This is a genomic window from Sorangium sp. So ce590 (assembly GCF_051521365.1).
Taxonomy (GTDB): Bacteria; Myxococcota_A; Polyangia; order Polyangiales; family Polyangiaceae; genus Sorangium.
In genome coordinates, this window is sequence record NZ_CP150346.1 from 6039004 (window position 1) to 6056905 (window position 17902).

Genomic DNA, 17902 nt, shown 5'->3' on the forward strand with positions numbered 1-17902 from the left:
CGAGGTTTCATGGCCCTCGATCAGACAGCCCAGGCCGCCTCGGCGGCCCGCACCACGGTGCGCGAGGCTCTCGCCGACGACATCGCCAAGGACCGCACCGTCATCGGCGCCCGCGTCAACGGGCGCCTCGTCGATCTCCACACCCCGTTCCAGCGCGACGGCTCGACCCGGATCGAGCCGGTGCGGACGAGCGATCCGGAAGGCCTGCGCATCATCCGGCACTCGACGGCGCATATCATGGCCGACGCCGTGCAGCGCCTCTTCCCGGGGACGAAGGTCACGATCGGCCCCGCCATCGACGCGGGCTTCTACTACGATTTCGACAAGCCGACCGGCCCCTTCACGGACGAGGATCTCGCCAAGATCGAGGCGAAGATGCGCGAGATCATCGCCGCGGGCCGCCCGTTCCGGCGCGACGTGGTGAGCCGCGAGGCGGCGCACGAGCTCTTCGCGCAGATGGGCGAGACCTACAAGCGCGAGATCATCGACGCGATCCCGGCGGGCGAGGACGTCTCGCTCTACCGGCACAGCGACGGCGAGCGCGAGTGGGTCGACCTCTGTGAAGGTCCGCACGTGCCGGACGCCTCGCTGCTCCAGGCGATCAAGCTGGTCAGCGTGGCCGGCGCCTACTGGCGCGGCGACGAGCGCAACCCGATGCTCCAGCGCATCTACGGCACGGCGTTCCCGAGCCAGGCGGCGCTCGACGAGCACCTGAAGCTGCTCGCGGAGGCCAAGGAGCGCGACCACAGGAAGCTCGGGAAAGAGCTCGAGCTCTTCATGTTCCACGAGATCGCGCCGGCCATGCCTTTCCTCCTGCCGCGCGGCGCGCACGTCTACAACGCGCTCGTCCAGTACATGCGCGGCCTCTACGTCGACTACGGCTACGAGGAGGTCATCACGCCGCAGATCTTCGACAAGCGCCTGTTCGAGACGAGCGGGCACCTGCCGAACTACCGCGAGAACATGTACCTCCCCGTCACGGCGGAGCACCTGGACGCGGCGCGGCTCGCGCTCCGTCTCGGGGTCTCTCCGGGGGAGGCGGACGCGGCGATCTACAAGGAAGCGGACAAGAAGCGCGACGCCGCGGTCCTGGAGCAGCTCGCGGAGCTCGAGCGGCTCGCCCAGAAGCCGATGAACTGCCCGAGCCACTGCCTCATCTTCGGCCAGCGGCGGCGCAGCTACCGGGAGCTGCCGTGGCGGCTCGCCGACTTCGGGCGGCTCCACCGGTACGAGCGCGGCGGCGTCGTCCACGGCCTCGCCCGGGTGCGGAGCTTCTGCCAGGACGACGCCCACATCTTCTGCGCTCCGGAGCAGATGCAGGGCGAGATCCAGGCGTTCCTGCGGCTCCTGCTCGAGGTGTACGCCGCGTTCCGGTTCGCCAAGATCGACATCAAGCTCGCGACCCGACCCAAGAAGCGCATCGGCACCGACGCGCAGTGGGACGCCGCGGAGGCCGCGCTCGCGGACGCGCTGAAGCAAGCCGGCCTCCCCTTCGAGATCGCGCCCGAGGAGGGCGCGTTCTACGGCCCGAAGCTCGAGTTCCACGTCGAGGACGCGCTGCGCCGGAGCTGGCAGCTCGGCACGATCCAGGTGGACTACGCGCTGCCCGACCGCTTCGAGCTCGAGTACACAGGCGCCGACGGCGGCGCCCACCGCCCCGTGATGCTCCACCGGGCGATCCTCGGCTCGCTCGAGCGGTTCTTCTCAGTGTACCTCGAGCACATCGGGGGCGCCTTCCCAGCCTGGCTGGCCCCGGAGCAGGCGGTCATCGTCACGGTCAGCGAGAAGCAGGCCGCCTACGCAGAGGACGTGGTGGCGTACCTCCGGGGCCGCGGGCTCCGGGCGAGGGCCGACCTCAGCTCCGACAAGCTCGGCGCCAAGATCCGGGCGGCGCGGCTGACGCGCGTCCCGTACGTGGTCGTGGTCGGCGACAAGGAGGCGGAGGGCCGCAAGGTCGCCCCCCGGTCGCGCGACCTCAACAAGGACCTCGGGGCGATGCCGCTCGAGGACTTCGCCGACCGGCTCGCCGCGGAGTCGAAGCCGCCTCGCCTCGCTGTGAGCGCCTCCGGTTCGTGACCAGCCGTTCCGGCTGGCCCTTCTCGCCGGCAGGCCCTTCCCTACCCCCGTCGAGCCCGGCAGCTCAGGGCTCCCGAGCGCCCCTGCGCCGCGGCGGCCGTCGTGCTTGCTGCCGTTGCCTGCGGCGCGGAGTCAGGCGACATTGGCGTGGTGATGGTCGCCGCGACCACCTTCGGTCGCGAAGCGGCGGTCCGTCGCTTTCAGAATCACAGAACACAAGGAGGCAGCGAAATACCACATGGCGATGAGACGCTTCGACCCTCGGCAGGCCCAGCGGGGGCCGCAGATCCGCATCAACCAGCGCATCCGCGTCCCGGAAATCCGCGTCATCGGCGATGATGGCGAGATGCTCGGCATCATGCAGACCCACGAGGCGCTGCGCCGAGCACAGGAGAAGGGGCTCGACCTCGTCGAGGTCAACCCGAAGGCGGATCCTCCGGTCTGCAAGATCCTCGACTTCGGCAAGTACAAGTACGACGAGAAGAAGAAGGCCCGCGAGGCGAAGCGCAAGCAGAGTGTGGTGGAGATCAAGGAGATCAAGCTCCGTCCCAAGACGGACGACCACGATCTCGAGTTCAAGACCAGGGCTGCGCATCGGTTCCTCGGCGCAGGTCACAAGGTGAAGTTCACGGTCCGCTTCCGCGGCCGCGAGATCACGCACCCGGAGAAGGCGCAGGAGCAGCTCGACTGGATCGTCCAGCACTGCGAGGAGATCGCGAACGTCGAGGTGCGCCCGATGATGGAGCAGCGCACGATGACGCTGATGATGGCGCCCAAGCCCGCCATCCTGCAGAAGGTGGCCCAGGCCCGCGTCGCCGCGGAGAGGGCCCGCCAGAAGGCGCTCCAGGAAGGGCGCGCCGCTCCCACCGGGGACGAAGAGGACGAGGAGATCGAGAAGCTCGAGAGGCAGCTCGAAGAGCAAGACGACGACGACGACGACGACGACGAGGCCGAGGGAGGGACCGAGTAACCCGCCCGGGGAGAGCGTGCGCCACGACGGCAGCTGCGGCTGCCGTGGGGCGCGCATCGCGCCGCCCGCGGGAGCTCGCGTGGCGCGCTCGCTTCTGCGTCGCGGGGGGCGCGCCCTCTCCCTCGAACGTCCGCGGGCGCGGCGAGGCGCTCGCGCGCCGCCGGCTCAGTGCGGGATCAAGCCGCCGAGCCACGCCCCTGCGGCGAGGACCGCCAGCGCGGCGACGACCAGCACAGCCTTCACCGCGCCTCCCCCTGTCCTGAGTGGACGGAGCTCCGGCTCCAGGTCGCGCGGCGCGGCCGTGGCTGGCGGCGCCAGCACGCGCGAGGGCGGCGCAGGGGGCTGTGGCGCAGGCACGGGCTGCGGGGAGGCCAGGGTCGGCTCGGCCCTCCTCTCGAGCGGCTGACGCGCGGGGAGCGGCGGCGCGAGCGGCTGCTCCGCGGCCGAGTACGCGGGCAGCGTGGCGGGTGGAGCGACCTCCTCGGGCTCCTCGAGCGCGGCGAGGTTGCCCGCCTCGACCGAGACCGCGGCGAGGGACTGCCGCATGAGGTCCTCGCCGGGCGCCGAGATCTTGAGCTCGTCGGCCCACTTGCCGATGTCCTCGAAGGCCGAGATCTTGAGCGGCTCGTTCGGCCGCGCAGCGCTCGGCGCCGCCTTGTCGTCCGGGAGCGACGTGAACTCGAGCAGCGTCTCCTCGATGAGCCTGTCGATGAACGACGCCTTGTCCGACGCGGGGGCGCGCTTGCGCAGCGCCATGGCGCTGCGGACGTGCTCGGCGATGTCGTACGCGCTGACCGGCCGGCCGTACCTGTACAGGAAGGTCGTGAGATCCCGGCCGAGCTCGCGCGCGGAGCTGTAGCGATCACCGGGGTCGCGGGCCAGCGAGCGGGCGATGATGCGATCGAGCTCCGGAGGAACCGCCTTGTTGATCTCGGAGAGCGGCGGGATCTGCGCCTGCTGCACGAGCTTGACGGTCTGGTAGTCGGTCTCGCCGAGGAAGAGCCGCTTCCCCGAGAGCATCTCCCAGAGGATGGCGCCGGCCGCGAAGATGTCGGTGCGGGGATCGACCTCGAGGCCCTGCGCGGCCTCGGGTGAGAGATAGCTGAACTTGCCCTTGATGATCCCCGCCTCGCTCTTCTCGAGCTGGCTCGTCGCCTTGGCGAGGCCGAAGTCGACGATCTTCACCTCGCCGTACTTGGTGATGAGCACGTTCGGAGGCGACATGTCCCGGTGCACGATCTTGAGCGGGTGCCCGTCGGCCCCCTTGAGCTCGTGAGCGTACGTGAGCCCCTCGCAGAGCTTGCCCGTGATGAACACGGCGGACTCGACCGGGAGGATGCGCCCAGCCTTGCGCATCGACTCGAGGACGGCCTTCAAATCGGCGCCGTCCACGTACTCCATCACGATGAAGTAGGCGTTGTCGCCGACCCCGATGTCGAACACCTGCGCGACGTTGGAGTGGGAGAGGTGCGCGGACAGCCGCGCCTCATCGAGGAACATCGCGATGAAGCGCTTCTTCTCGCTCAGGTGCGGGAGCACGCGCTTGATCGCGACCTGCTTCTTGAACCCCTCGATCCCCGCGCTCTCGGCGAGGAAGACCTCGGCCATGCCGCCCGAAGCGAGCCGCTCGATGACCCGGTAGCGCTGCTGCTGGTGGGCTTCCGTCATGCTCCGACTAGTACATCACGTCCCACGCTGTGCGCGGAAACAACCGGCTGTACCCGGGGTCCCACGCGCAATCGCGGGGTCTGTGACGAGCGCGTTCCAGGCCCTTTCGGGCGCGAGCTCACGCGGGCAGCGCCGCGGCCGGGCTCGGCAGACGGCGCCGGCTCAGCCCGTGAGCGCGCTCCTCGCGAACGCGCGAGGCGCGGGTGTGAGCGGCACCGCCACCGCGCGCGCGCGGCTCCTCGGCGCGACCACCGCGCGAGGGCGCGGCGTCAGATCGAGCTGCGCGGCGGCGCGCTTCCGGCGATCGTCGAGCTCCGCGGCGAGCATCTCCTTCACCATGTCGAGGAGCTCCGCGAAGCCCGCGAGGCGAAGACCGAGGTCGTTCGTCCAGAGGATGATCTCGAGCTCGCCGTCGGGCGCCCTCGCCTCCGGATCCCAGGCGAAGACCGTCTCGGCCGCCGCGTCGATGCCGAACGGGACGAGCGCGCTCCGCGCACCGTAGCGGCCGCGCACGGTCTTTGGCGCGGCGTCGTCCTCGCATGCGCCGCGCGCCCCCTGGCCCTCGCAGTGCTCGAGCACCATCCGCCCGACATCCATGTACGAGCCGCGCGCGAGCGCGCGCACCCCGAGCAGGCTGGCGCCGGCGAACAGCTGCGGCCAGCCGTCGTGCCGCGAGAGCAGCTCGCGGTAGCTCGGCGGCAGCGGCATCCCGAGGCGGCGCTCGACGCCGGCGATCTCCGCCGCGGAGGCCCCGGACGGCGGCGCGATCGGCATTCCCCGCCGCGGGTCCATCCGCGCGAGCTCCAGCTTGAGCGCGCGGATGCGGTGCATCGACTCGAGCCACTCCATGCGCGCGACCCTACGCGCCCGGCGCCGGTAGGAGCAAAAAACGCGCGATCCCCGACACCGCCGCACCGGGTCGGCGCGCGGAGCGCGCGCGCTTGACAGGCATTTGCGCTGGCGGCACGGTGCTTGCGTGATCGGCTTGGGCTCCTGGGCATCCCTGCGCACCGCCTTCGTGGCGGCGGGCGTCACGTTCGTCGTCGCGTCGCTCGCGACCGCGTGCCTCGACTACGCGGGCGAGGAGCTGTTCGATCAGTGCGACACGCCGGCTGCGCCGCTCCCCGGCTCGGGCTCCGGCTCGGGCGCGACCACCGACGCCGGGGCGGCCAGCGCGGATCCGCCGGACTGCGGCGCGCCGACGCACGCGCCAGGCTCGGGCTCCGGCTCGGGCTCGTGAGGGAGGAGCGGCGCGACGTCGTCGCGCTCGCCGCGCTCGCCGCCGCCGCGCTCGCCTCCCGCCTGCTCTTCCGCATCGACCACGACGAGGACATCGACGCGCTCCGGTTCGCGCTCGGCGTGGAGCGCTTCGACGTGGCCGCGCTTCGCCCGCATGCGCCGTACTATCCCGTGTTCATCGCCGCGGCGAAGGGGCTCGCGCTGCTCGGCGCCTCGCCGCGCGCCGCGCTCGCCCTCGTCAGCGCCGCGGCGGGCGCGGCCACCGTCGCCTTCACCGCCCTGCTCGCCCACGCGGTCGCCGGGCGGCGCGCCGCGGTGTTCGCCGGGGTGCTCGCGCTCGCCTCGCCGTTCCTGTGGCTGTCGTCCGAGAAGCTCCTCAGCGACATGGCCGGCGCCGCGGTGACGACCGCGGCGCTCTGGCTCTGCGCCCGCGCGCGGCACCTCCGCCGCGCGCCTGGGGCCGCCCTGACGGGGCCGCCCGAGATCGCCGCCCGCGAGGCGCGCGCCGCGCGCTCGCGCACGTGCGCGCTCGTGTTGCTCGGCGTCGGGCTCGGCGTGCGGCTCTCGTACTTCCCGTTCGCGCTCGCCTGCCTCGCCGTCATCGCCCGCAGCGAGGGCGGCCGCCTCGCGTGGCTCGCGCGCGGCCGCGACCTCGCGACCGGCGCGCTCGCGTGGCTCGTCCCGCTCGTGCTGATCGCGACGCCGCGCGACCTCGTCGCGGCGACGTGGGTCCAGGGGCTCGGGCACTTCACACGCTGGGGAGGGACGGCGATCACCGTCTCGTCGCCGGCCGAGCGGCTCCACGGCGTGCTCTGGGGGATCTGGGCCAACGGCCTCGGCGGCGCGTGGCCGGACGCGCCGGCGGCGCGCTGGCTGGGCGCGCCGATCCTGATCGCGCTCCTCGCCGCCGCCGCGCTCCGCGTCGCGCCTCTCCAGCGCGCCGCGCGCGCGGCGCGAGACCAGCCCGAGCTCTGGGCCTCGGCGCTCGCCTATTTCGTCTGGGCGCTCCTCGGGCAGAACATCGCCTACAAGCCGCGGCACTGGCTCCCGCTCGTCCCGCCCTTGCTCGTCGCCTTGGCCGCCGGCGCGGCGGCGCTCTCGCCTGCGCTCTCGCCGGCGGCGAGCGCGCCGCGCGGCCGCGCGCTCCGCTCGGCCGCGCCCGCCGCCCTGGTCGCGGCGCTCGCGGCGCAATGGCTCGTCGACGCGATCGTCCTCGCGCGCGAGCACCGGGCGCCCTCGCCCGCGGCCGCGATCGTCGGCTTCCTCCGCGACGCCCGCGCCGAGCAGCGCCCGGTGCTCACGCGCGACCTCGACCGGATGATCCAGGAGGGCGCGCCGGGCCGGCGGCCGGTGCGCGTGCGCAGCGACGCCGAGCTCGTCCGCGCCGTCGAGCAGGCCGGCCCGGGCGGCGCGCTCATCACGAGCGAGGCGCTCTCGCCGGCGGCGCGCGACGCGCTCGCCGGCCGCGGCCATGCGATCTCGATCCGCTTCGCGCGCCCGCGCTCGCGCTACGTCGACGCGCTCTGGAGCGACCTCGCCCTGCTCGAGGCGCTGCCCGGTGGGCCTCCGATGGATCGATCGCTCCCGCGCTCGACGGGCAGCGCGCTCTCCCGCTGAAAACGAGGTTGACCTCCGTTTTCGGGGGCGCGAAGACTTCCGCCCTGCCGAGCCCCGGCCCTCGTCATGAAAGCAATATCGTCCTTGTGGCCTCGCTCTGCGGGCGTCGTCCTCAGCGCGCTGCTGCCCTTCGCGGCCGCCGCGCAGCCCGCGCCCGCCGCGCAGCCCGCGCCCACCGCGCAGCCGGCGCCGGACGGCCCGGTCCTCGACCTCCCGCCCGAGCATGCCGCGCCGCCGCCGGCTCCCCGGGAGCCCGCCATCGGCCTCGGCGCCGGGCAGGCGCCGGAGCACGAGCTCGTGCGCGGACTGACCGAGCAGCGGTTCCGGAGCGCCGGCGCGAGCGCGAGCAACACCTCCGTCGGCGGCTACGGCGAGGTGCACGTCCGCGGCACGACGACCGGCCGCGAGGGCGAGCGCGCGTGGGTCGCCGACATCCCCCGGCTCGTGCTCTTCGTGGCGCACGAGTTCACGAACGACATCCGGTCCTACGTCGAGCTCGAGGTGGAGCACTCGCTCTCCTGCGCGAGCTGCCCCGGCGCCGCGGAGCTGGAGCAGGCCTACCTCGAATGGAACGCCGCAGGCCGCGCGCTCGGGCTGCGCGCGGGCCTCGTGCTCGTCCCGATGGGGATCATCAACTCGTGGCACGAGCCGCCGGTGTTCCACGGCGTGGTCCGGCCGAAGGTGGAGACCGTCGTCATCCCCTCGACGTGGCGCGAGATCGCCGTCGGCGCCTTCGGGCAGCCGCTCGACTGGCTGCGCTTCGAGGCCTACGCGATGACCGGCCTCGATCCGCTCGGCTTCCGCGCGGGCGGCCTCGCCGGCGGCCGGCAGAGCGCCGGGCTCGCCCGCGCCAACGCCTGGGCCGGCGTCGCGCGCGTCGAGGCCGAGCCGCTCCTCGGGGTCGTCGCCGGCGCGTCGGTGTACGCGAGCGACGCCGGGTCGAACGGCGATGGCAAATTCTTCCTCCGCGACGGCACTCCGGTGGATCTCTCGATCCCGGTCCTCGGCTGGTCGCTCGACGCGCGCTGGCGCAGGAGCGGCCTCGAGACGCGGGTCCTGTTCGCCGAGTGGCACCTGCCCGAGGCGCGCGCCCTCATGGTCTCGTTCAACGAGAGCGGCGCGCCCAATTTCATCGATCCCACGAGCCCCGTCGCCACCCGGCTCCGCGGCGGCTACGTCGAGGCCGCCTACGACGTGCTCCGCCCGCTCGGCCTGGGCCACGAGCTCCTGCCGTTCGCGCGCCTCGAGGCGTACGACACGCAGTCCGCGGTGCCGGAGGGCTACAGGGCGAACGCGTCGTACGGGGTCCGCGAGATCACGGTCGGGGCCTCGTACCGGCCGACCCAGGGGGTCGTGCTGAAGGCCGACTACCAGCTGCGCGACCGCACCCTCGGGTTCGACCAGACGCAGCTCAATTTCGGGCTCGGGTTCATGTACTGAGCGCGCCGTCCGAGGCTCCCCATGTCACTCCGCCCAGACGACGCGGGGCCCGAGCGCCTCGTCGTCGGCGCCGGCATCTCCGGCCTCTACGCGGCCCTGCTGCTCGCGCGGGCCGGCCGTCGCGTGCGCCTCCTGGAGCGCGCGGCGCGCCCCGGCGGCCTCGCCGGCGCCGAGCTGTTCCGCGGGCTGCCGTGCGACCTCGGCTCGCACCGGCTCCACCCGGCCGCGCTCGAGCAGCCGCTCTTCCGGGAGGTGCACGCGCGCTCCCCGTTCCTGTCGCGCCCGCGCCGCGGGGTGCTCGTGCTCGGCGAGCGCCACGTCCCCTACCCCCCGAGCGTCCCGTCGATGCTGCGCGCGCTCGGCCTCCGCGCCGGCGCCGCGATGGGCCTCGGCTTCGTGGCGCAGCGCGGCCGCCGCGCGGCCTTTGCCCGCTGGGAGCACGACCGCGCGATCGCCGGCGAGGACGTCGGCTTCGAGCGGTTCGTGCGCGAGCGCGTCGGCGCCGCGGCCTACGCGTCGTTCTACCGGCCCTACGCCGAGAAGGTCTGGGGCATCCCGCCGTCCGAGCTCTCGCAGACCGTCGCGAAGAAGCGGATCAGCACCACGAGCCCGCTCGCGCTGTTCAAGGGCCTCGGCCGCGGCGGCGCGGCGGCGGACCTCGCGCGGTTCGTCTACCCGCCGGCGGGCATCTCGTCGCTGATCGCGCACCTCGAGGCGCGGCTCGCGGAGGCCGGCGTCAAGGCCGAGTGCGGCGCCGCCTTCGGCCTGGCCGGGATGGCCGCGCGCGCCGGCGCGGCGCCGGTCCTGTTCGCGGGCGACCTCGCGGCTCTCGTGCCCGACGCGCGCCTCGAGCACCGCGGCCTCTACCTGGTCTACCTCGCCTACCCGCGCGCGCGGCTCGGCGCCCCGGAGACGTACTACTGCCCCGACCCGCGCTTCTGGTTCGGCCGCGCCTCCGAGCTGCAGAACTACGCGCCCGATCTCCGCCGCCCGGGCGAGACGGTGCTGTGCGTCGAGATCCCCGAGGGCGCCTGGGGGCGCGGGCGCGACTTCGCCTCGGGCCGGCCGCTCGAGGCGCTGCTCGACCAGCTCGTGCGCGCGGGCATCGCCCCGCGCGGCGTGGCGCCGATCGAGGTCCGCCAGCGCTTCGTGCCGGGCGTGTACCCGCTCTACCGGCGCGGCTGGCTGGAGAGCTGGCGCGCAGCGATGCGCCGCGCCGCCGCGCTCGGCGCGCTCCCCTTCGGGCGGCAGGCGCTCTTCCTGCACTGCAACCTGGATCACTGCGTCGCGATCGCGGCCGACGCGGTGGCCCACGTCGAGGCCGGCCGCAGCCCCGAGGCGTGGGTGCTGAACGCCGAACGCTACCTGGACGTACAGGTGCGTGACTGAACGCAACTGAACGCAACTGAGCGCAACTGAGCGCAACCGAGGCGCGCGCCCACCGCAGCGAAACCCAGGGGCCAAACGCTGTTGACGTTGACTTTCATGAGTGACAGTTTCGTCGGAGCCTTGATGCGTCCTTCCGGTCTCCGCACTGCCCACTTCGCCGCAGCCACCGCGCTCGCGTTCGTCCTCGCGGCGCTCCCCGCCCACGGCGCGACGTACTGGACGATCCCTGCCGTCCTGAAGAGCTTCTTCGCGAGCTCGAAGAAGGTCGGCTATCGCAAGATCGTCCTCAGCGACGTGGAGGCGCGGGACGTCGGCAAGAAGCTCGGCGCGCCGGTCAAGCGCGAGTGGGTTGTGTACGTCGCCGAGTCGGACGGCAAGACCGACGGCTACGCGATCAAGGACGAAGAGAAGGGAATGCACGAGCCGATCGACTTCGCCGTGAAGTTCTCGACGGCCGGCGCGGTGGAGCGGATCGAGATCCTCGAGTACCGCGAGGCGTACGGCGACGAGGTCCGCGGCGATCGCTTCCGCGCCCAGTTCCAGGGCAAGACGGCGAGCGACCCGATCACCGCGGGCAAGGACATCGACATCGTGTCGGGCGCATCCATCTCGTCCCGCTCCGTCGCGCTCGGCGTCAAGCGCGACGCGCTCGTCCTCCAGCTCGCGCTGAAGCGCGGCGCGCTGTGAGAGATTTCACCGCGGCGGCGGGGCGGCTGAGGTCGCTCTCGCTCGGCGCGAAGCTCCTGTACTCGGCGTTCACGCTCGCGTCGATCCTCGGTTTGCTCGTGTCGTGGCGCCTCTACGGGGCGATGGTGCAGGACGCGGGAGCGGCCGCGTACTACGCGGGCGCGCCGATCGCCGCGCCGCCGCCCGCCCCGCCGCAGGCGCCCGCCGCGGCCGAGGGGCCGGCGCTCGACCTGGGCCCGGAGCTCGAGCTCCCCGGCGCGCCGGAGGCGCCGCGGGTCCTGGTCGAGCAGATCTCCGAGCGAAAGCTGCTCGAGGTGACCCACTTCCACCTCTTCTCCGTGCCCGTCTACGTGCTGATCCTCGCGCACCTCTGGCTGCTCGCGCGGCTGCCGTCGTGGCTGCACACCGCGGGCGTCGTGGCGGCCGTCGTCACGAGCGGGCTGCACATGGCGGCGCCGTGGCTCATCCGGAGCGCCCCCGGCGCCGCGGCGCTGATGCCGATCTCCGGCGTGGCCATGCTGCTGTCGCTCGGCGCCATGGCGGTCGTCTCGACGGTGGACATGTGGCTGCCCAGGCGGTCGCGGCGGGGCGACACGGCGCCGCTCGACGAGGTGCAGTGAGACGCATGAGCAGGTTCGGAGGGGCCCCGGACCGAAGGGCGCCAGATCAGGAGTTACCGGCGGACAGCGGAGCTCCAGGCGGGGCTTGTCGGCCGCCCCAAGGCCGTCGTACAGAGCCTGTAAGTGGGAGCTCACCACCTCTGTACCGTTGAACCGGTGTCGAGGTCGAGGCGCTGGCTCAGGACCCCTGCCAAACCCACGCCAGGGGTGTAAACACCGCTCCCGGGGCGTCAACACCCCCGCAGCGCGGTCCCCTCACCGCCTCGTCGCGCTCCGCTTGAGCCACCGGGACGTGAGCGACCAGGCGAGCTCCAGCACGTCCTTGCTCTCGAACGGCTTGCTCAGCAGCCGGAGCTCCGGCCGCTTCAGGCGCCGGATCACGTCGTGCCACGAGTAGTCCGAGTACGCGCTGCAGATCACGGCCTCGATGTCCGGACACTCGGACCAGATCCGCTCGATCGTCTCGATGCCGTCCCAGCCCGGCGGCATCCGCATGTCCACGAACATCAACGCATAGGGACGGCCGCACCGCTGCATTCGCCGGATCTTCTCCAGGCCTTCCTGACCCTGGCAGGCGCCGTCCACCTGGAACGTGCTCCTCGGGGTGGCCGCCGGCCCCCCGAAGATCGCCGCGTCGAGGGCGTCGAGATCCGCCGACGCACCCGAGTCGGGACAGAGGAGCTTCTGGAAATCGCGGTGAATCGCGGGGTTGTCGTCGATGACGAGGACCCTGCGGACCTCGCCTCCCCGCACGGACTCAGGCCCGGTCGACGCCGCGGGCGGCATCTGCGAACGGAAGCGCGACGGACCTCCTTGACTCATCATCGCCCACGTCTGACCAAGGGGCTCGCCGTTGCTACTCACCATTGAAGCATTCCACCTTTGCTCGATCCGAGCCTGCTCGTCCCATCGTACGTCGGAGGACCAGGAGAGCACCAGGCAGGGGTTCCGATATCGGCCCACCAGGCCGGGTGCGTGACGAGGAAGAACGGCGCACAAGGGCAAGCGCAGCGAAGTGCTTCAACCTGGACGGACATGACCTCGTGCTCGCATCGTTGTCGCGGCGACGAGCTGCTTGGCGTGATGGAGAGGAGGCGGACGGCCTCGAGCGGGGCCGCCGGCGGAGAGCGCTGCGAGGCGACGGCCGGCGCCTCGCAGCGCGCCGGGGGAGGCGTCAGGGCTGCGCGTCGTGCTCGGGGACGAGCCAGAGCACCCCGAGCGGCGGGAGCGTCAGCACGATCGACTGCGGGAACCCGTGGCAGGGGACGTCCTCGACCTCGACACGGCCCATGTTGCCCACGCCGCTGCCGCCGTACACGGTCGCGTCGGTGTTGAGCACCTCCAGGTAGGCGCCGCGGCGCGGGACGCCGATGCGGTAGTTGTGGCGCGGGACCGGCGTGAAGTTGCCGATGAACACCACGTGCACGCCCGAGGGCGACATCTGGTCTCCCGCGCCGTCCCCGTAGCGGATGAACGAGATCACGGTCTGCATGTGGTCGGTGCAGTCGATCCACCGGAAGCCGTGGTGCTCGTCGTCGAGCTCGTACATCGCCGGGTACTTCTTGTAGAGCGCGTTGATGTCCGTCACGAGCCGCTTGAGCCCGGCGTGGGCGGGCACCGAGAGCAGGCCCCAGTCGAGCTCCGTCTTCTCGCTCCACTCGGCGAACTGGCCGATCTCGCCGCCCATGAACAGCAGCTTCTTGCCCGGGTGCGCCCACATGTACCCGTAGAGCGCGCGCAGGTTGGCCAGCATCTGCCAGTAGTCGCCCGGCATCTTCGAGAGCAGCGACCGCTTGAGATGAACGACCTCGTCGTGGCTCAGCGGCAGGAGGAACTTCTCGGAGAAGGCGTAGATGAGCCCGAACGTGAGCTGGTGGTAGTGGAAGGCGCGGTGGACGGGCTCGTGCTTGAAGAAGTCGAGCGTGTCGTGCATCCACCCCATGTTCCACTTGAAGTCGAAGCCGAGCCCGCCGACGTACGTCGCGTGCGTCACCGACGGCCAGGCGGTGGACTCCTCGGCGCACAGCACCGCGCCCGGGAAGCGCTCGTGCACCCGGTTCGACAGCTCCCGGATGAACTCGATCGCCTCGATGTTCTCGCGGCCGCCGTACCGGTTCGGCACCCAGTCGTGGCCCTCCGCGGCGTAGTCGAGGTAGAGCATCGAGGCGACCGCGTCGACCCGCAGGCCGTCGATGTGGAACTCGTCGAGCCAGTAGAGGGCGTTGGCGACAAGGAAGTTCCGCACCTCGTGCCGGCCGTAGTTGAAGATGTACGTGTTCCACTCGCGGTGCTCGCCGAGGCGCGGGTCGAGGTGCTCGTAGAGCGCCGTCCCGTCGAACCGGCCGAGCGCCCACGCGTCCTTCGGGAAGTGCGCCGGGGTCCAGTCGAGGAGCACGCCGATGCCCTTCTGGTGGAACCGGTCGATGAGGTAGCGGAGATCGTCGGGATCGCCGTAGCGGCTGGTCGGGGCGAAGTAGCCCGCGACCTGGTAGCCCCACGAGCCGTCGAAGGGGTGCTCCATGACCGGCATGAGCTCGACGTGCGTGAAGCCGAGCTCGGCCACGTACTCGACGAGGTGGTCGGCGAGCTCGCGGTACGTCATCCAGCGCATCCCGTGCTCGTACGGCGGGCCCTCGCCGGGCACGCGCCGCCAGGAGCCGGCGTGGACCTCGTAGATGGAGATCGGCTTCTTGCGCGAGTCGACCTCGCCGCGCGCCCGCATCCACGCGTCGTCCTGGAACGTGTAGCGGCTCGTGGTGACCCGCGAGGCGGTGGCCGGCCGGAGCTCCATCGCCTGGCCGAGCGGATCGCTCTTCGCGGTGATGTGCCCCGCCGGGGTCTTGATCTCGTACTTGTAGAGCGCGCCCTCGCCGACGCCGGGGACGAAGAGCTCCCAGAAGCCCTCGCCCATCCGGCGCATCGCGTGGCGGCGGCCGTCCCACTGGTTGAAATCGCCGACGACGCTCACGCGGCGCGCGTTCGGGGCCCAGACCGCGAACGCCGTCCCGGAGACGCCGTCCACCTCGCGCACGTGCGCGCCGAGGATGCGGTAGAGCTCCCAGTGCCTCCCCTCGGCGAGGAGGTGAAGGTCGACGTCCCCCAGGGTGGGCGGCATGCCGTACGGATCCGGCTCCACCGAGGCGTTCCCGTCCGGGAAGCGCAGCTCGAGCCGGTAACGGAAGCGGCCGTCCTCCGGGTAGGAGACGCCGGGGAAGCGCGCCTCGAAGAGCCCCGCGGGGTGGATGCGCTCCATCGACCGCCTCCGGAGCGAGGGATCGGCCGGGAGCACCGCGATCTCGGTGGCGTCCGGGCGAAAGACGCGGACCACCAGGTCGCCTTCCTCCTCGTGCGCGCCGAGCACGTGGTGCGGATCCGGATGCTCGACAGCCGCGATGAGATCGACTTCTCGTTGTTCCAACATGTCAGGGTCCGCGTATACCGGCTCCTCTCGCCGACGTCATGCCGAGAGTCCGCCCCAGACGCCAACCAGGGTCGGCCCGACGCACCGGCGCGCCCCACGCCGCCCGGCCCCCCTGGCGCCGCCGCGGTGTGCTCACCATTTGTCCGCGACGCAACAGCGAGCGCCGGGGGGCGGATCGCGCGCAATTTTGTCGGGAATCATCGGGAAACATCGCAAATGCTCATTTGCTGTACCTTCGCTGGGGGGGTACGGTCCGGGCGCCGAGCAGCCAGCCCCGGAGACAATCCGGCGGCAACGCGGGCTCGACAGGCGGAGGGATCGAACATGGGTCAGGTGGTGAGCGAACGCTCGATCGGGGGCAACGGCAGCGGTCCGGGCATGAACGGGCACGGGGGTGCGACGATCCGCAGCTACGCGCCGGCGACCGGGGACCTCCTTGGGGAGGCCCCGAACACGAGCGCCGAGGAGGTGCGGGCCGCGGTGGCCAGGGCGCGGCGCGCGCAGGAGGCGTGGGGCGCGCTGCCCGTGGAGGAGCGCTGCCAGCGCATCCTCCGCTTCCGCGACGCCATCGTCGACCGGACCGACGAGATCGTCGACCTGATCTCGCGCGAGTGCGGCAAGCCGCGCCACGAGGCGCTCCTGCACGAGGTGCTCGTCGCGGCCGACATGGCGACGTACTTCGCCGGCATCGCCGCGAAGGCGCTCGAGCCGCGCGAGATCAGGCTCCACCTCTTCAAGCACCGGCGCAGCTGGGTCCACTACACCCCGCGCGGCGTGGTCGGCGTGATCTCGCCGTGGAACTTCCCGTTCCAGCTAGCGCTGCGCGACGTGCTCGCGGCGGTCGTCGCGGGCAACGCGGCCGTGCTCAAGCCGAGCGAGGTGACGCCGCTCATCGCGCTCAAGCAGAAGGAGATCTGGGACGGCGCGGGCATGCCGGAGGATCTCTTCCAGGTCGTCACCGGCTACGGGCCGACCGGCGCGGCGCTCATCGACAGCGGCATCCAGATGCTCCTGTTCACCGGCAGCGTGGGCACCGGCAGGAAGGTCGCGGCCGCGTGCGGGGAGCGCCTCATCCCGTGCGTGATGGAGCTCGGCGGCAAGGCGCCGCTCATCGCGTGCGCGGACGCCGACATCGAGCGCACGGCGCAGGCGATCGTGTTCGGCGGCTTCGCGAACGCGGGGCAGGTCTGCGTCGCTGTGGAGCGGGTCTACGCGCACCGCGAGATCCACGACCGCCTGCTCGAGCGCACCGTCGAGATCACGAAGGGGCTGAACCAGGGCGATCCGGGCAAGGAGTTCGTCGACGTGGGGGCGATCATCTTCCCGCCGCAGCTCGACGTGGCCGAGCGGCACATCAAGGACGCGGTCGAGAAGGGGGCGAGCGTGAAGGCCGGCGGCAAGCGCGCACCTGGGCAGGGCCAGTTCTTCGAGCCGACGATCCTCGCCGGCTGCGATCACGGGATGACGGTGATGAGCGAGGAGATCTTCGGGCCGGTCGTGCCGTTCATGCAGGTCGCGACCGAGGAGGAGGCGATCCGCCTCGCGAACGAGTCGCACCTCGGCCTGAACGCCTACGTCTTCTCGCAGGACACCGATCACGCCCGCCGGCTGGCCGAGCGCCTGCAGGCCGGCAGCGTGCTGGTGAACGACGTGCTCATGAACGGCGCCCTCCCCGAGGCGCCGTTCGGCGGCATCAAGCAGAGCGGCTTCGGCCGGGTGATGGGCGAGGACGGGCTGCGGCAGATGTGCGACGTCAAGCACATCAACGCGGACCGCATCGCGCTCGGGTCGAAGGACCCGACGTGGTTCCCGTACACCGAGTCGTCGTACGGCTGGTTCAAGCGCGGCATGCGCGCGCTCTACTCGAGCGGCAGCTTCCTCCGGCGCATCGGCGAGCTGTTCTAGACGGGCGCGGCGCGGCGCCAGGGGGGACGGCCGCCGGGGGGGACGGCCGGGGGGGGACGGCCGCCGGGGGGGGGGGGACGGCCGCCCTTTGGCTTCGTGCCGCTTGCTCCCGTGCCCCCTTCCGATCCACGCTGAACCCATGCCCACCCGCCCCGGTGCCTCGCCGAGCGACCCCATCCTCGCGGCCATCGACCGCGCGCCGCGTGTACAGAGGCTCACGCCGGAGCAACGCGCCGAGCTCGAGCAGGACCTCGCCGACATCACGGCGGGGCGGGCGCGCCTCGTCGCTCACGAGGATCTGCCGCGGGCCCTGGAGGAGCTGGCCCGCGCGCAGGACGAATGAGCTTCCGCGTCGTCTGGAACTTCCCCGCCCTGGTGACATTTTACCGCCTGCCGATGCACTCGGCCTTCATGATCGACCGGGCGGTCGTTCGCTTCGCGGAGACGGGCGAGGGCGAGCTCGCCTGGGAGGCGCCTCACCACCTCCTCAGCGCGGGCTTCCACGACGTGGTGCTCGCGATCGATCGTGAGGCGCGAGCGATCACCGTGCTCCGCATCTATCGCGTTCGCTGAGCGCTCCAGAGACGAGTCGTCAGACCGGCGCGGGCTCGACCGGCCTGGGATTCGCGGGCCTGGGCTCGACGGGCGCGGCCTCGGCGGGCGCGGCCTCGGGCTCCGCGGCGGCGCTGCCCCGGCGCTTCGGGCGGAGCCTCCGCAGGGCGTTGCGGAACGAGGCGGCGCTGAAGCGGCGCTTCGCCTCGGGGATCTCCCAGCAGGCGTTGACGCCGGCGGCGCGCGCCTCGTACCCGAGCAGCGTGGCGTAGGTCACGATGGAGTTGCGAAGCGCTCGCTCATTCCGGCTTCCTCGGC

Annotated in this window: 16 protein-coding genes; 11 read left to right on the forward strand and 5 right to left on the reverse strand. The window is 72.2% G+C overall.

Annotation, left to right across the window (positions count from 1 at the left end; all coding sequences use genetic code 11):
- Nucleotides 1–9: 9 nt before the first annotated feature.
- Both thrS and infC read left to right on the forward strand, forming a co-directional pair.
- Entirely contained in the window at nucleotides 10–2076 is a 2067-nt protein-coding gene (gene thrS / locus WMF28_RS22465; RefSeq protein WP_437595284.1) for a threonine--tRNA ligase, read from the forward strand.
- A 244-nt stretch (nucleotides 2077–2320) separates the two neighbouring features.
- Complete coding sequence (gene infC, locus WMF28_RS22470; protein WP_437595285.1) at nucleotides 2321–3046, forward strand: translation initiation factor IF-3; 726 nt, start codon at nucleotides 2321–2323, stop codon at nucleotides 3044–3046.
- Between the two features lie 165 nt (nucleotides 3047–3211).
- Here infC and WMF28_RS22475 read toward each other — a convergent pair whose 3' ends face one another.
- Complete coding sequence (locus WMF28_RS22475) at nucleotides 3212–4714, reverse strand: serine/threonine protein kinase (RefSeq protein ID WP_437595286.1); 1503 nt, start codon at nucleotides 4712–4714, stop codon at nucleotides 3212–3214.
- Nucleotides 4715–4876: 162 nt separating this feature from the next.
- A complete protein-coding gene (locus WMF28_RS22480; RefSeq protein WP_437595287.1) occupies nucleotides 4877–5563 on the reverse strand; it encodes an SMI1/KNR4 family protein in 687 nt (228 codons plus the stop codon).
- A 127-nt stretch (nucleotides 5564–5690) separates the two neighbouring features.
- Here WMF28_RS22480 and WMF28_RS22485 point away from each other — a divergent pair, with 127 nt between their 5' ends.
- The 6 genes from WMF28_RS22485 to WMF28_RS22510 all read left to right on the forward strand — a co-directional run bounded on the left by WMF28_RS22485 (nucleotide 5691) and on the right by WMF28_RS22510 (nucleotide 11706).
- Nucleotides 5691–5954 (forward strand): hypothetical protein, encoded by a 264-nt coding sequence (locus WMF28_RS22485; protein ID WP_437595288.1) that lies wholly within the window; start codon nucleotides 5691–5693, stop codon nucleotides 5952–5954.
- Nucleotides 5951–7570 (forward strand): hypothetical protein, encoded by a 1620-nt coding sequence (locus WMF28_RS22490; RefSeq protein ID WP_437595289.1) that lies wholly within the window; start codon nucleotides 5951–5953, stop codon nucleotides 7568–7570. The genes WMF28_RS22485 and WMF28_RS22490 overlap by 4 nt, the downstream gene beginning before the upstream one ends.
- A gap of 84 nt (nucleotides 7571–7654) precedes the next feature.
- The gene (locus WMF28_RS22495) at nucleotides 7655–9010 is read left to right on the forward strand and encodes a hypothetical protein (protein WP_437595290.1); all 1356 of its coding nucleotides are present in this window, start codon (nucleotides 7655–7657) and stop codon (nucleotides 9008–9010) included.
- A 21-nt stretch (nucleotides 9011–9031) separates the two neighbouring features.
- Nucleotides 9032–10399, forward strand: a complete 1368-nt coding sequence (locus WMF28_RS22500; RefSeq protein ID WP_437595291.1) for a protoporphyrinogen/coproporphyrinogen oxidase — start codon at nucleotides 9032–9034, stop codon at nucleotides 10397–10399.
- 123 nt (nucleotides 10400–10522) lie between these two features.
- A complete protein-coding gene (locus WMF28_RS22505; protein ID WP_437595292.1) occupies nucleotides 10523–11086 on the forward strand; it encodes an FMN-binding protein in 564 nt (187 codons plus the stop codon).
- Nucleotides 11083–11706, forward strand: a complete 624-nt coding sequence (locus tag WMF28_RS22510; protein ID WP_437595293.1) for a hypothetical protein — start codon at nucleotides 11083–11085, stop codon at nucleotides 11704–11706. The genes WMF28_RS22505 and WMF28_RS22510 overlap by 4 nt, the downstream gene beginning before the upstream one ends.
- A gap of 255 nt (nucleotides 11707–11961) precedes the next feature.
- Here the strand turns inward: WMF28_RS22510 and WMF28_RS22515 are convergent, their stop codons facing one another.
- Together WMF28_RS22515 and glgB are read right to left on the reverse strand one after the other, a co-directional pair.
- The gene (locus WMF28_RS22515; RefSeq protein WP_437595294.1) at nucleotides 11962–12573 is read right to left on the reverse strand and encodes a response regulator transcription factor; all 612 of its coding nucleotides are present in this window, start codon (nucleotides 12571–12573) and stop codon (nucleotides 11962–11964) included.
- A 307-nt stretch (nucleotides 12574–12880) separates the two neighbouring features.
- Nucleotides 12881–15127: a 1,4-alpha-glucan branching protein GlgB gene (glgB, locus tag WMF28_RS22520; RefSeq protein ID WP_437595295.1), complete on the reverse strand. Its 2247-nt coding sequence runs from the start codon at nucleotides 15125–15127 to the stop codon at nucleotides 12881–12883.
- A gap of 336 nt (nucleotides 15128–15463) precedes the next feature.
- Here glgB and WMF28_RS22525 point away from each other — a divergent pair, with 336 nt between their 5' ends.
- From WMF28_RS22525 to WMF28_RS22535, 3 genes are all read left to right on the forward strand, one after another.
- A complete protein-coding gene (locus WMF28_RS22525) occupies nucleotides 15464–17032 on the forward strand; it encodes an aldehyde dehydrogenase family protein (protein WP_437595296.1) in 1569 nt (522 codons plus the stop codon).
- A 139-nt stretch (nucleotides 17033–17171) separates the two neighbouring features.
- The gene (locus WMF28_RS22530; RefSeq protein WP_437595297.1) at nucleotides 17172–17375 is read left to right on the forward strand and encodes a hypothetical protein; all 204 of its coding nucleotides are present in this window, start codon (nucleotides 17172–17174) and stop codon (nucleotides 17373–17375) included.
- The gene (locus WMF28_RS22535; RefSeq protein ID WP_437475635.1) at nucleotides 17372–17605 is read left to right on the forward strand and encodes a hypothetical protein; all 234 of its coding nucleotides are present in this window, start codon (nucleotides 17372–17374) and stop codon (nucleotides 17603–17605) included. The genes WMF28_RS22530 and WMF28_RS22535 overlap by 4 nt, the downstream gene beginning before the upstream one ends.
- A 19-nt stretch (nucleotides 17606–17624) precedes the next feature.
- Here the strand turns inward: WMF28_RS22535 and WMF28_RS22540 are convergent, their stop codons facing one another.
- A complete protein-coding gene (locus WMF28_RS22540) occupies nucleotides 17625–17861 on the reverse strand; it encodes a hypothetical protein (protein WP_437595298.1) in 237 nt (78 codons plus the stop codon).
- Between the last annotated feature and the right edge of the window lie 41 nt (nucleotides 17862–17902).

Coding starts and splice junctions, on each gene's coding strand:
- thrS (WP_437595284.1), top strand. CDS start 10: ATGGCCCTCGATCAGACAGCCCAGGCCGCCTCGGCGGCCCGCACCACG.
- infC (WP_437595285.1), top strand. CDS start 2,321: ATGAGACGCTTCGACCCTCGGCAGGCCCAGCGGGGGCCGCAGATCCGC.
- WMF28_RS22475 (WP_437595286.1), bottom strand. CDS start 4,714: ATGACGGAAGCCCACCAGCAGCAGCGCTACCGGGTCATCGAGCGGCTC.
- WMF28_RS22480 (WP_437595287.1), bottom strand. CDS start 5,563: ATGGAGTGGCTCGAGTCGATGCACCGCATCCGCGCGCTCAAGCTGGAG.
- WMF28_RS22500 (WP_437595291.1), top strand. CDS start 9,032: ATGTCACTCCGCCCAGACGACGCGGGGCCCGAGCGCCTCGTCGTCGGC.
- WMF28_RS22505 (WP_437595292.1), top strand. CDS start 10,523: ATGCGTCCTTCCGGTCTCCGCACTGCCCACTTCGCCGCAGCCACCGCG.
- WMF28_RS22515 (WP_437595294.1), bottom strand. CDS start 12,573: ATGGTGAGTAGCAACGGCGAGCCCCTTGGTCAGACGTGGGCGATGATG.
- glgB (WP_437595295.1), bottom strand. CDS start 15,127: ATGTTGGAACAACGAGAAGTCGATCTCATCGCGGCTGTCGAGCATCCG.
- WMF28_RS22530 (WP_437595297.1), top strand. CDS start 17,172: ATGCCCACCCGCCCCGGTGCCTCGCCGAGCGACCCCATCCTCGCGGCC.
- WMF28_RS22535 (WP_437475635.1), top strand. CDS start 17,372: ATGAGCTTCCGCGTCGTCTGGAACTTCCCCGCCCTGGTGACATTTTAC.